This window comes from Streptomyces sp. NPDC090106 (assembly GCF_044747265.1).
Lineage (GTDB): Bacteria > Actinomycetota > Actinomycetes > Streptomycetales > Streptomycetaceae > Streptomyces.
Map to the genome: position 1 here is coordinate 1 of NZ_JBIVDS010000010.1, position 11969 is coordinate 11969.

The following is an 11969-nucleotide window of genomic DNA, read 5'->3' on the forward strand; positions in this document are numbered from 1 at the left end:
CTGGCACCACCACGTCACCCTCGTATCGGCCGCTCATGCCTTCTGCACGCTGCAACGACTGGCACGAGACCCAAAAGACGTGGCGCAGGTCTGAGTCTCTACCAAGTCCTCCGGGAACTGCAGACCCTCCTCGCCACCTGGACCGGCGCCTGTCCCACCTGCCACCGCGACATACCCACACCCCTACGAACCTGACCAAGCCCTACTAGTAGGGCAGCAGGCGTCCCGACGGTGTCCTGCGGTCGATCGGCTCGTCCCGGCGCGGGGCGGGCCGGCGGGTGACGCGGACGCGGGTCTGGCTGATCATGGCGGCCTCCTCATGCCTGATGCGCCCAGCCTTGTCGCCGAGGGAGGCGCGCACATCGTGCAGAGGGAGTCATACCCCCTGACCTTGCGGGGGCATGCGCGCGGTCGCCCTCCTCCTTTCGGAGGAGGGCGACCGCGGTGCGTTCCCGGTCAGCCGCGGGCCGGGGTCACACCGACCGCAGGTACTGGTCGGGGACATGGACGTCCCCACCCAGCTCGCGTGCCGCCAGCCGCGCCCAGGACGGGCTGCGGAGCAGTTCGCGGCCCAGCAGCACGGCGTCGGCCTCGCCGTTGACGAGGATCTTCTCGGCCTGCTCGGGCTCGGTGATCAGCCCGACGGCGGCGACCGGCAGAGTGGTCGCGGCCTTCACCCGGGAGGCGAAGGCCACCTGGTAGCCGGGGCCGAGGGGGATGCGGACCCCGGCCGCGTTGCCTCCGGTGGAGACGTCGAGGAGGTCGATGCCGTGGGCCTGGAGGTCGGCGGCGAAACGGACCGTGTCGTCCGCCGTCCAACCGCCCTCCTCCAGCCAGTCCGTGGCCGAGATGCGGAAGAACAGCGGCTTGTCCTGCGGCCACACCGCGCGCACCGCGTCCACGACCTCCAGGGCGAACCGGGTGCGGTTCTCGTAGGAGCCGCCGTAGGAGTCGGTGCGCTGATTGGAGTGCGGGGACAGGAAGTTGGAGATCAGATAGCCGTGCGCGCCGTGGATCTCGGCGACTTCGAAGCCCGCGGCGAGCGCGCGCCGGGCCGCGTCCGCGAACTGGCCCACCACGTCCTGGATCTGAGCGACCGTCAACTCGGTCGGTACCGGGTGCCGTTCGTCGAAGGCGAGCGGGCTCGGGCCGAGCGGCTGCCAGCCGAGCGCGTCCGTCCCGAGCGGCGCCCCGCCGGTCCAGGGGCGGTCGGTGGACGCCTTGCGGCCCGCGTGCGCGAGCTGGACCGCCGGCACCGTGCCCTGCGCCACCAGGGCGCGGGTGATCCGCCGGAACGCCTCGACCTGGGTGTCGTTCCAGATGCCCAGGTCGTACGGCGAGATGCGGCCCTCGGGGCTGACGGCGGTGGCCTCGACGATCACCAGACCCGTGCCGCCGGTGGCGCGGGCCCCGTAGTGCGCGAGGTGCCAGTCGTTCGGCGCGCCGGTCTCCGGGCCCTCGGGCAGCGCGGAGTACTGGCACATCGGCGGCATCCACACACGGTTCGGGATGGTCAGTTCACGCAGGGTGTACGGCTCGAAGAGCGCGGTCACGGCGGGCTCCATTCGTCACGGGACCGGAAGTCGACTCGTACGATAGGCATCGTAGTACGCCAAGTGTCAAACTACGATGGTTCTCGTACAATGGTCCCTGTCGAGCCCGGGCCCGGGCTCGACCGCCCCGCCCGTGGGTGCGCCGCCCCCTCGCCAGTCGACTTCCCGCACCAGAGGAGCCGCCGTGACCTCGACCGTCGCCGTCAGCAGCCGCGATCTTCCGCACCCGGCGCGCGACGAGATCCGGCTGGAGGCGATCCTGCACGCGCTGTCCGACCCGATGCGCCTCGCGATCGTGCGTGAGCTCGCCGCCGTCGGCGACGAGCTCACCTGTTCGCAGTTCGAGCTGCCGGTCACCAAGTCCACGACCACGCACCACTTCCGGGTGCTGCGCGAGGCGGGCGTGATCCGGCAGATCTACCGGGGGACGGCCAAGATGAACGGCCTGCGCAAGGACGATCTAGACGGCCTCTTCCCGGGGCTGCTGGACTCGCTGCTCGGCGCCGCCGACCGGCAGGCCGTCCGGCTCGGCTGAACCGGCCTTCGTGGGCAGGTGGTTGAAGAGCAGGTTCAGCACGATCGCGGTCAGGCAGCCCGCGCTGATGCCGCTGTTCATGACCGTCTGGAACCAGTCGGGGAACTTGTCGTAGACCGTCGGCACACCGACCGGCAGCACGCCCATCGCCACCGACACGGCGACCACGGTCAGGTTGTGGTTGCCCTTGAAGTCGACCTGCGCGAGGGTCCGCAGCCCGCTCGCGGCGACCGTCCCGAACATCACCAGACCCGCGCCGCCCAGCACGGGCGCCGGTATCGCGGCGACGACCGCGCCCAGCTTCGGCAGCAGGCCCAGCAGGACGAGGATGGCGCCCGCCGTCGCGACGACCCAGCGGCTGCGCACCCGGGTCATGCCGACGAGGCCGACGTTCTGCGCGTACGCCGTGTAGGGGAAGGTGTTGAAGACGCCGCCCAGCACCGTCGACAGACCGTCGGCGCGCAGGCCGTCCGCGAGCGGGCGCGGCTCGACCCTGCGGTCCGTCATCTCGCCCACCGCGATCAGGTCACCGGTCGTCTCGGTCATCGTCACCAGCGCCACGACCAGCATCGAGGCGATGGCGGAGGCCTCGAAGGTCGGCGCCCCGAAGTGGAACGGCGTGCTGATGCCGAGCCAGTCCGCGTCGCCCACCCCGGCGAAGTCCGTGAACCCGAACGGCACCGCCACCGCGAGGCCCACCCCGATGCCGATCAGCACCGCGACCCGGCTCAGGAACGCCGGGGCGAACCGCTGCACGCCGAGCACGACCAGCAGCACGAACAGCGCCAGGCCCAGGTTCTTCGGCTCCCCGAAGTCCGCCGAACCGGCCCCGCCCGCGGCCCAGTTGCCCGCCACCGGCAGCAGCGAGATGCCGATGATCAGGATCACCGTGCCGGTCACGAGCGGCGGGAAGAACCGCAGCAGCCTCCCGAACACGGGGGCCAGCAGCATGATCGCGAGCCCCGCGACGATCACCGAGCCGTAGATCGCGGGCAGTCCGCCGCCCGTCGTGCCGATCAGCACCATTGGGGAGACGGCGGCGAACGTACAGCCCTGCATGATCGGCAGCCGGACGCCGAAGCGCCAGAAGCCGACGCACTGGATCAACGTCGCGACACCGCAGACGAGCAGGTCCGCGGTGATCAGATAGGCGAGGTCGGCGGGCGACAGCTTCATCGCACTGCCGACGATCAGGGGGACGGCCACGGCGCCCGCGTACATCGCGAGCACGTGCTGGAGGCCGAACGCCAGAAGATGGCGTGCCGGCGGGACTTCGTCGACAGGGTGCTTGGTCATGGGAGGGACCGTAAGCTCCTTAAACAGATTGTTGATTTCGCGGGTGTTGCGGGTTGGTTTCCCGGTCCACGGGCGATCGGGGCCCGGACCTGAACGGTCGCGCGGGGCCCCGCGGGCCAGGGCGTGCGGCGAAAACCCAGTGCGGTGCCCGCGGCGCCCGGCGCACCCCCTAGTCGGTGTCGCCTCGCGCGGCGGCCATCAGCGCGTCCCAGTCGGGGAGTTTCACCGTCGGCCGGCCCAGCGACGCCCCCAGTGCCGCCTCCGCCCGCTCGATCGCCCGCCAGCCCGGCCACTCGACCGGCGCCACCCCCTCGGCCCGCAGCACCTCCAGCGGATCGGCCCGCTCCACCTCGCGCGCGACGGCACCGGCGTCCGCCAGCAGGGAGGCCACCGTCTCCTTCGCGCACGGGCGGTTCGTGCCGATCACGCCCGTGGGCCCGCGCTTGATCCAGCCCGCCACGTACTCGCCCGGCGCCACCACGCCCTCGCGCAGGACGCGTCCGGCGAGATGGGGGACCGTGCCCCGGCCGGCGTCGAAGGGCAGCCCCTCCAGCGGGATCCCGCGGTAGCCGACCGACCGCAGCACCAACTGCGCCTCGACGTCCTCGAACCGGCCCGTCCCGGTCACCCCTCCGTGCCCGTCCGGCACCGTCCGCTCGAAGCGCACCGCGCCCACGCGCCCGTCCCGGGCGAGGAGTTCGACCGGGCGCAGGAAGAAGCGCAGATGGATGCGGCGCGCCGTGTCCGCGTCCGGCGTCCGCGCCCAGCCGCGCATCACCTCGACGTTGCGGCGCTGCGCCGCGGGCAGTCCGGAGGGGTCGAGGAAGTCCGGGTCGAGGCCCAACTCCGCCGGATCCACGATGACATGGGCATCCGGCAGCCCGCCCAGCTCCCGCAGCTCCTTGGTGGTGAACCGGGCCTGCGAGGGGCCGCGCCGCCCCACCATGTGCACCTCGGTCACCCGGCTCGCGGCCAGCGTGAGCAGCGCCGCCTGCGGCATGTCGGTGGGGCTCAGCTCGGTGACGCCGCGGGCCAGCATCCGGGCCACGTCGACGGCCACGTTGCCCACGCCGATGACGACGGCCGCGCGCACGTCACGCACGAACCCGTCGGCCACCGCGTCCGGATGGGCGCTGTACCAGGACACGAACTCGGTCGCCGACCAGCTCCCCGGCAGCTCCTCGCCCGGGACGCCGAGCCGCCGGTCGGTCGCGGCGCCGACGCAGTACACGACCGCGTGGTACAGCTCCAGCAGCCGGGCCGCGGACACCCCGCCGGCGCCGACCGGGACCCCGCCGAGGAACCGCACCCGCTCGTGCTCCAGCACCGTGCGCAGGGTGTTCTGCAGGGACTTGATCTTCTCGTGGTCCGGTGCCACCCCGTACCGCACCAGGCCGTACGGGCACGGCAGTCGGTCCAGGACGTCGACATGGACCGACGGATGGAGCTGGACCAGGCTCTGGGCGGTGTAGCACCCGCTCGGTCCTGAGCCGACGACGGCGACACGCATCACGGCGGAACTCCTTGTCCGTGGGGTCCCGTGGGACCGGAGGAGATCGGAGGAGGTCGCTGATGCCTCCAGCATCGCACCGCGGCCGCTGCGCTGACAGGGTGCTGTACGGGGTGGAGGGCGCGTGTCCGTTGGTATGCAAAGTGATCATGCGGTTACGTTCCGTATGTGCTAGAAGCATCCTTTCTTAATCTTTCTGATCGTTGTCCGATCGACGGTCGTGTGACCGTATGGCCGGCCTGGGAAGTTCAGGAGGGCGAGGGCGCCACCTCCTGGTTCAACGTGCGGCTGGCCTTCACCGACGGGGCCCGGGTCGACGCGCTCGCGGTGGTGGCCGACGGGAGCGTCTCCCTGGAGGACGTACGGGCCCAGCCGGCGCTGTGCCTGGACGATCTCGCGGCGCTGGCCGACTGGATCGAGGACCCGCTCTTCGAGGCGTGCGGGGTGCAGCCGGTGCCCGAGGAGGACGAACCCGTCGCGTCCCGCCGTGCGCGCCCGCCCTGGCCGCGCGGCATCGAGGGGCGCTGGCTCGTCGCCGAGGAGTACAAGGCGGCCCAGGGGGACGGTGTCGACCCGGTGCTCGCCGTGATGTGCGCGACCGGGCACAGCCGCCGCAAGTCGCTCCGGATGATCGCGCAGGCGCGTGACGCGGGGTATCTGACGCCGCGTCACGCCAAGCGCTGACAGGGGCGGTTGCCGGTCAGAGCAGGTCCCGCATCCGCGAGATCTCGCTCGTCTGCTGGGCGACGACGTCGTCGGCCATCTCCTCGATCTGGATGTTGTTGCCCTGCGACTTGACCTCCGTGGCCATGGTGATCGCGCCCTCGTGATGCGTGATCATCAGGGTCAGGAACAGTTCGTCGAAGGCCGCCCCCTTCGCCGCGCGCAACTTCTTCAGCTGCGCCTCGGTGGCCATGCCGGGCATCGCGGCGTGGTCGTGGGTCTCACCGGTCTCGTCCTTGCCCTGTGCCGTCAACCAGCCGCGCATGCTGGTGATCTCGGGCCCCTGAGCCGCCGCGATGCGGTCGGCGAGCCGCTTCACCGAGGTCGACTTCGCCCGGTCCGGGACGAGTCCGGTCATCTCCAGGGCCTGGGCGTGGTGCTCGATCATCGTCCGGGCGTACGTGACGTCGGCCGAGTTGGGCGAGTCGTCCTCGGCACGCTGCTCGGCCGCCTCCTCGGCGGACAGGGTGCGGTTCTCCCCGCCCGGCTCGCCGGGTGCGATCACCGAAGGACCGCTCCCGGAAGCCGACTTGGCGTCCGGGTCGGCGTCGGAGTCGCACGCGCCGAGCGCGAGCACGGTGACGAACAGAAGCGGCAGGACGCGGAACCGGGGCGCGACAAAAAACTTCATTGCGATCTTGTTGCCCCCTGTTGGTATGTGCATGGCGAAGACAATACTTCGTGGGTGCGTGAACCGTTCCGAAGGGAACGGGAACCAGGGAGGAAACAGTGATCCTGTTGAACAGTCCCCGAACTCGACACAGACGATTCGGAGTTGCCGCAGCCGCAGCCGGACTCATGGCGGCGCTCCTGACGGCGGTCCCGGCGTCCGCGACCCCCGATCCGGGGGACGCTCCGGCGGCCGGCCAGGAAGTGTCCAGGAGCGCCGGGGCCGACGTGAGCGCCGCGATAGCGAGCGGCGAGATACCCGGCCAGGACGAGATCGTCCACTCCGACAACATCGAGCATCTCACCAACATCGCCAAGGACGCCCTGCCCGGCTTCAACTCGGACCTCGCCTTCCAGGGCAAGTACGCCTTCGCCGGCAACTACGACGGCTTCCGTATTTTCGACATCAGCAACCCGAAGGCGCCCCGGACCGTCGCCCAGGTGCTCTGCCCGGGCTCGCAGAACGACATCTCCGTCTCCGGGAACCTGCTCTTCCTGTCGACCGACTCCTCGCGCAGCGACAGCAGTTGCAACAGCACCACCCAGCCCGCGACCGAGAAGTCCTCCTGGGAGGGCATGAAGGTCTTCGACATCAGCGACAAGACCAACCCCAAGTACGTCGCCGCCGTCGAGACCGCGTGCGGCTCGCACACCCACACGCTGGTGCCCGAGCGCCGCAATGTCTACGTCTACGTCCAGTCGTACTCGCCGAACGCCGCCTATCCCGACTGTCAGCCGCCGCACGACGGCATCTCCGTCATCAAGGTGCCGCGCAACGCCCCGGAGAAGGCCGCGGTCGTCGGCTTCCCCGTCCTGTTCCCCGGTGAGGGCCCGGACGGCGGCGGCAACCCCGGTTCGCCGACCAACCCCGGCGTGTCCAAGACCACCGGCTGCCACGACATCACCGTCCTGCCCGACCAGGACCTCGCGGCCGGCGCCTGCATGGGTGACGGCATCCTGTTCTCCATCAAGGACCCCGAGCACCCGAAGGTCCTCGACCAGGTGCAGGACAACGTGAACTTCGCGTTCTGGCACTCGGCGACCTTCAACCAGAAGGCCAACAAGGTCGTCTTCACCGATGAGCTGGGCGGCGGTGGCGCCGCCACCTGCAACGCGACGGTCGGACCGGACCGCGGCGCCGACGGCATCTACGACATCGTCGGCAAGGGCGACAAGCGCAAGCTCGTCTTCCGCGCCTACTACAAGATCCCGCGCCACCAGGCCGACACCGAGAACTGCGTCGCCCACAACGGCTCGCTGATCCCGGTCAAGGGCAAGGACATCATGGTCCAGGCCTGGTACCAGGGCGGTGTCTCCGTCTGGGACTTCACCGACTCCACCAAGCCCAAGGAGATCGCCTACTTCGAGCGTGGCCCGATCAGTACGGACACCCTCAGCGTCGGCGGTTCCTGGTCGGCGTACTACTACAACGGCTACATCTACTCGAACGACATCGCCAAGGGCTTCGACGTCCTGAAGCTGAGCGACCGCCGGACGGACCCGGCCAAGCGGGTACGGCTGAACGAGCTCAACGTCCAGACGCAGCCGGACTACTTCGACTGACCGTCCCGGTCGCGCTCCGGTGCGGCCTCGGTCGCGAAGAACCGCGACAGATCCGCGTCACCCGTCCCGCCGGACGCCCCCTCGGGGTCCGGCGGGACGCCCGACTCCCAGTCCAGCCCGTACCGTTCGAACAGCTCCGCGCGCAGCTCGGGGACGCCCATCGGCGCGCCCGGCACCAGCGCCGCGTAGACCGCGCCCATCAACTGGGCCCGCAGCATGGGGTAGTCGGCGTCCACGTCCGACGAGCCGTGCCGGGTGACGGTGTCCCGCAGCAGCTCGGCCAGCCGCCGCTGCTCCGCGCACGGGACGAACCCCTCGGCCGACAGCAGCCCCGCCATGTGCTGGCGCATCAGCACCGGACGCTCCCGGGCCAGCCCCAGGATCGCGTCGATGGCCCGCGCCAGCCGCTCCCGGCCGTCCTCGGAGCGCGGCTCGCGCTCCAGCGCCTCCTCCAGCGTGCGGTGCATCAGCCGGTGCACGGCCGACTGCACGAGCTGCCGCTTGCCGGGGAAGTAGTACGAGACCAGTCCGCGTGCCGAGCCCGCCCGGTCGGCGATGTCGCCGAGCGTCGTCGACTCGTACCCCTGCTCGCCGACCACCTCGACGGCCGCCTGGAGGAGCCGCTCCCGGGAACGCCGCCGCAACTCTTCATTGACCGAGGCGCTGCGCGGGGACATGCTGGACTCCTGCGTTGACTGGCTGGCAGCCAACTATACTCAGCGCATCCGGACCGGCCCGTGAAAGGCCAGGTCCGGGCTGCCGTCCGCCTCGGGCGACGCGGGGGATCGCCCGAGGCGGGCGCGCTTTCCGCCCCGGTGGTGGCCTGAGGCTACTGACCCGGGCCGTCCGCCGGAGCCGTCCGCGCCCCGCCGACGAGGTCCAGCACCGGCCGCAGTCCGCCGGGCCGCTCGGCCACCGGCAGATGGTCCACGAAGTGCACGCCGCACCCCAGCACGGCGGCCCCGCCGTCCGCCCGCCGGTCGTCGCCGACCATCAGCGTCCTGCCCGGCTCGACGCCCAGGTCGTCGCAGGCGGTCGCGAACAGCCGCGGATCGGGCTTCTGCACCCCGTGCTCGTACGACAGCACGTACGCGTCGACGTACGGGTCGAGGCCGTGCGCGCGGAACACCGGCCGCAGGTCCCAGCCGATGTTGCTGACGACGCCGACCTTGACGCCCCCCTCCGACAGTGCCCGCAGCACCTCGGCGGTGTCGGGGTACGGCCGCCAGGCCGCCGGGGTCATGTGCCGGTCGTAGAGCGCGTCGTGCAGGGCGGGGTCCGGCAGCGTGACGTGGCGGGACAGGCCCGTGTACGCGGCCCGGTGCAGTGCGGCGCTCTTGTCGCGCACTCCCCAGATCCCGGCGACGTCCTCCGGCACCCGTACCGGGTTCGCCCCGCCGGGCAGGGCGCCCATCACCTCCAGCGCCCGCGCGGCCTCGGCGATCTCGGCCTCGGGCCAGTCGGCGCCGGCGGCGGTGAGCGTGCCGCGCAGCCAGGACTCGGTGGACTCGACGCGGAAGAGGGTTCCGGAGAAGTCGAACAGCACAGCGATCATGGGAGGTGATCCTAGGTGTCCCGCGGGTGCCGGACCGCGGGTTCCGGTCACGCCCGCATCCGCCCGCGCACCAGGACGGCGAGCGCCACCGTCAGGGCGCCCAGGAGCCAGCCGCCCAGCACGTCGGTGGTCCAGTGGACGCCGAGCCAGACGCGGGTGAGGCCGACGCCGAGGACGGAGACGACCGCCACGGCCAGGGCCGCCCGGCGCAGCGGATGACCGGGGGCGTGATGGTGCAGCAGCCACAGCAGCAGGCCCAGGACGACCGTGGCCGTCATGGCGTGCCCCGAGGGCCAGGCCGCGTAACGGGCGCTGTCCACGGGGTCCGGCCAGGTCGGGCGGGGCCGGTCGACGGCCGCCTTGAGCGCCTGCTGGACCGCCGTGCCGAGCGCGCACGTCACCGCCAGCCACAGGCCCGTCCGCCACGCGGAGTGCCGCCACACCAGCCACACCACGACCACCGCGCACAGCAGCCGCATCGTCCACGGGTCCCAGACCCAGTCCGTCAGGACCCGGAACACCTGGGTGGGCCCGTACTCCTCGACCGCCCAGCGGTGCGTGGTCGTCGCGATGTCCTCGTCGAGGTCCATCAGGGGCCGCCACCGGACCACGACCAGTGCCAGCAGCAGCGCGGAGCAGACCGCGAGGCCGACGGCCGTGCGGGCGACGGTGCGCTGCCGCGGTCGGCCGGGAGGTGCGTCCAGGGTCGGCGTGTGCATACTGCGATCCTCGCCGACCCGTGAGCCGAAAGCGAACTCCGCGCACACGCACGGCCCCGCCGATGTCATGAGCGCACGGCGGCCGGTCGCCGCCGGGCGCGCCGGAGCCCGGTCCCCGGCCTGTCGGCGCGGCTCCCGTGCCGGTCGCCCTCAGTACCCGCCCAACGCCTGCAGCCCGGGGACGAACGCGACCAGGACCGGAATCACCGGTACCAGCGCGGCCGTTGCCGTCAGGCCCAGGCGGCGGGCCGCCGTGAGGCGGTCCGGAGGGGTCAGCAGTCGGTTCACCCGCTGGGGGACGAGGGCGTGCGGGGCCGGGACGGGGCCGAACACGCCGCGGTCCTCGTTGAGTTCGACCAGGGCGAGCGCGGTGGTCAGCCGGCCGAAGCGCCGGGAGGCCATGTCGTCGGCGGCGAGTTCGACGAGCCGGTGCATCTCGTCGCGGAACGCGGCGAAGACCGGCACCTGCGGGAACCCGCCCGCCAGCGCGGCCGAACAGTGCAGCAGCCAGTCGTGCCGGGCCTGGGCGTGGCCCTCCTCGTGGGCCACCAGGGCGTCGAGCTGCCGCCCCTTGAGACGGCGCAACGCGGCCGTGGTGATGACCAGTCGGGGCGTGGACCCCGGCAGCCACCAGGCGTCGGACCGCTCGCCCTCCAGCACCATGAGCCGCCCGGTCGTCCGCTCCTCGCCGGGCAACAGGGGCGAACGCACGACGAGTTCGGCGCGGCGTGAGCGACGGCGCCGCCGTGCCCGTACGACTTCGCGGACCAGCATCGCCGCGGTCCACGCACCGCCCAGGGCCAGCGTCACCGCGGTCGCCGCCGCCCAAGTGCCCCCGGCTCCCAGGGCGTACGCCTCCACGACCGCGCGCGGCGCGGGGGCGAAGACGTGGCCGCGCACCGCCTGCCAGGCCGCCGCCGCGCTGAGCGTCATCGACAGGGCGCAGCACAACAGGACCGCCGCCACCGCGCACTGCCAGGCCCACAGGGCGACCACGGGTTCACGGTCCGCCCAGTCGGCCCGGGCGAGCAGCCGGGGGGCCAGGACGGCGACCAGGGCGCCGAGCAGCAACAGTGCCGCGGGGACCATCATGAGGGCAGCCTATGAGCGGTCCGCCGCGCACGGGTACGGCATGCGGTACCGAAGTGACGCAGGGCACAGCCCTGGGCGCGACTCCCTCACATCGTCGCGAGCATCGCGACCATCGCGATCCCCATCGACAGCCGGCACGCCCGCGCCAGCTCCGGCCGGTCGCCCCACCCGACGGCCGCGCCCCCGGCCGCGGCCGGCACCAGCCGCACCCCCGACAGCAGGACGTACCCCACGAAGTACAGGAGCAGCGCCCCGGTCAGCACCGGCACCCCGGCGCCCGTGTGGTGGTGGCCGGGGGAGAGGGCCATCGTGACGGCCATGTAGACCATCGCCGACGCGCCGACCAGATGGTGGAGGTGATGGGTTCGCGTGCGGGCCGCCCACAGCGCCCGCAGCGCCGCCGCGCCGAACACCGCGGCGTAGGCGCTCCAAGCCCACGCGGGTGGGGTGAACACCGCCGCCGGCACGGCCATCGCGGCCATCCCGAAGCCCATGAGCGCCTCGCCGCCCGCGGTGCGGCGCTGCTCCTCGACCCCGCTGCGCATGCGCAGCAGACAGTAGGCGCCGGTCGCCGCGCACAGCGCGACCAGCAGCCAGCCGGGCGAAGCCGGTCCGTGCACACGCGCCTCCCCGTTCGACGGTCAGGTCAGGAATGCGATGCCCCGGCCACGCGGCGCGCACGCGAGCGCAAGGGTGTACACGGGGAGCATTCGGGGGAGCACGGCAGGTCACGGGGAGGGGCGGGAGGGCTCGG

At 72.1% G+C, this 11969-nt stretch carries 12 protein-coding genes; 3 read left to right on the forward strand and 9 right to left on the reverse strand.

Annotation, left to right across the window (positions count from 1 at the left end):
* Positions 1–473: 473 nt before the first annotated feature.
* Positions 474–1553, reverse strand: a complete 1080-nt coding sequence (locus ACIPSE_RS29715) for an NADH:flavin oxidoreductase/NADH oxidase (protein WP_401668308.1) — start codon at positions 1551–1553, stop codon at positions 474–476.
* 184 nt (positions 1554–1737) lie between these two features.
* On the opposite strand from ACIPSE_RS29715, the gene ACIPSE_RS29720 reads away from it, so the two are divergent.
* A complete protein-coding gene (locus ACIPSE_RS29720) occupies positions 1738–2088 on the forward strand; it encodes an ArsR/SmtB family transcription factor (protein WP_401668310.1) in 351 nt (116 codons plus the stop codon).
* Here the strand turns inward: ACIPSE_RS29720 and ACIPSE_RS29725 are convergent.
* On the reverse strand, positions 2014–3384 hold the full coding sequence (locus ACIPSE_RS29725) for a nucleobase:cation symporter-2 family protein (RefSeq protein ID WP_401668313.1): 1371 nt from the start codon (positions 3382–3384) through the stop codon (positions 2014–2016). The genes ACIPSE_RS29720 and ACIPSE_RS29725 overlap by 75 nt on opposite strands.
* A 169-nt stretch (positions 3385–3553) precedes the next feature.
* Positions 3554–4897 (reverse strand): FAD-dependent oxidoreductase, encoded by a 1344-nt coding sequence (locus ACIPSE_RS29730; RefSeq protein ID WP_401668315.1) that lies wholly within the window; start codon positions 4895–4897, stop codon positions 3554–3556.
* A gap of 219 nt (positions 4898–5116) precedes the next feature.
* On the opposite strand from ACIPSE_RS29730, the gene ACIPSE_RS29735 reads away from it, so the two are divergent.
* Positions 5117–5578, forward strand: a complete 462-nt coding sequence (locus tag ACIPSE_RS29735; RefSeq protein ID WP_401668318.1) for a DUF6214 family protein — start codon at positions 5117–5119, stop codon at positions 5576–5578.
* 16 nt (positions 5579–5594) lie between these two features.
* Here the strand turns inward: ACIPSE_RS29735 and ACIPSE_RS29740 are convergent, their stop codons facing one another.
* The gene (locus tag ACIPSE_RS29740; RefSeq protein WP_401669243.1) at positions 5595–6248 is read right to left on the reverse strand and encodes a DUF305 domain-containing protein; all 654 of its coding nucleotides are present in this window, start codon (positions 6246–6248) and stop codon (positions 5595–5597) included.
* Positions 6249–6346: 98 nt separating this feature from the next.
* Between ACIPSE_RS29740 and ACIPSE_RS29745 the strand changes: the two genes are divergently transcribed.
* On the forward strand, positions 6347–7849 hold the full coding sequence (locus ACIPSE_RS29745) for an LVIVD repeat-containing protein (RefSeq protein WP_401668321.1): 1503 nt from the start codon (positions 6347–6349) through the stop codon (positions 7847–7849).
* On the opposite strand, the gene ACIPSE_RS29750 is transcribed toward ACIPSE_RS29745, so the two are convergent.
* From ACIPSE_RS29750 to ACIPSE_RS29770, 5 genes are all read right to left on the reverse strand, one after another.
* Positions 7837–8526, reverse strand: a complete 690-nt coding sequence (locus ACIPSE_RS29750; RefSeq protein WP_401668323.1) for a TetR/AcrR family transcriptional regulator — start codon at positions 8524–8526, stop codon at positions 7837–7839. The genes ACIPSE_RS29745 and ACIPSE_RS29750 overlap by 13 nt on opposite strands.
* Before the next feature lie 152 nt (positions 8527–8678).
* The gene (locus ACIPSE_RS29755; protein ID WP_401668326.1) at positions 8679–9404 is read right to left on the reverse strand and encodes an HAD family hydrolase; all 726 of its coding nucleotides are present in this window, start codon (positions 9402–9404) and stop codon (positions 8679–8681) included.
* A 47-nt stretch (positions 9405–9451) separates the two neighbouring features.
* On the reverse strand, positions 9452–10123 hold the full coding sequence (locus ACIPSE_RS29760) for a phosphatase PAP2 family protein (RefSeq protein ID WP_401668328.1): 672 nt from the start codon (positions 10121–10123) through the stop codon (positions 9452–9454).
* Between the two features lie 150 nt (positions 10124–10273).
* Positions 10274–11215 carry a M56 family metallopeptidase gene (locus ACIPSE_RS29765; RefSeq protein WP_401668331.1) on the reverse strand — a complete coding sequence of 314 codons (942 nt, stop codon included), beginning with the start codon at positions 11213–11215 and terminating at the stop codon, positions 10274–10276.
* An 86-nt stretch (positions 11216–11301) separates the two neighbouring features.
* Positions 11302–11835, reverse strand: a complete 534-nt coding sequence (locus ACIPSE_RS29770) for a DUF5134 domain-containing protein (RefSeq protein ID WP_401668333.1) — start codon at positions 11833–11835, stop codon at positions 11302–11304.
* Positions 11836–11969: the final 134 nt, after the last annotated feature.

Bases quoted from the DNA above. Each gene is read 5' to 3' on its own strand.
- ACIPSE_RS29740 (WP_401669243.1), bottom strand. From the start codon at position 6,248: ATGAAGTTTTTTGTCGCGCCCCGGTTCCGCGTCCTGCCGCTTCTGTTC.
- ACIPSE_RS29760 (WP_401668328.1), bottom strand. From the start codon at position 10,123: ATGCACACGCCGACCCTGGACGCACCTCCCGGCCGACCGCGGCAGCGC.
- ACIPSE_RS29725 (WP_401668313.1), bottom strand. From the start codon at position 3,384: ATGACCAAGCACCCTGTCGACGAAGTCCCGCCGGCACGCCATCTTCTG.
- ACIPSE_RS29750 (WP_401668323.1), bottom strand. From the start codon at position 8,526: ATGTCCCCGCGCAGCGCCTCGGTCAATGAAGAGTTGCGGCGGCGTTCC.
- ACIPSE_RS29765 (WP_401668331.1), bottom strand. From the start codon at position 11,215: ATGATGGTCCCCGCGGCACTGTTGCTGCTCGGCGCCCTGGTCGCCGTC.
- ACIPSE_RS29755 (WP_401668326.1), bottom strand. From the start codon at position 9,404: ATGATCGCTGTGCTGTTCGACTTCTCCGGAACCCTCTTCCGCGTCGAG.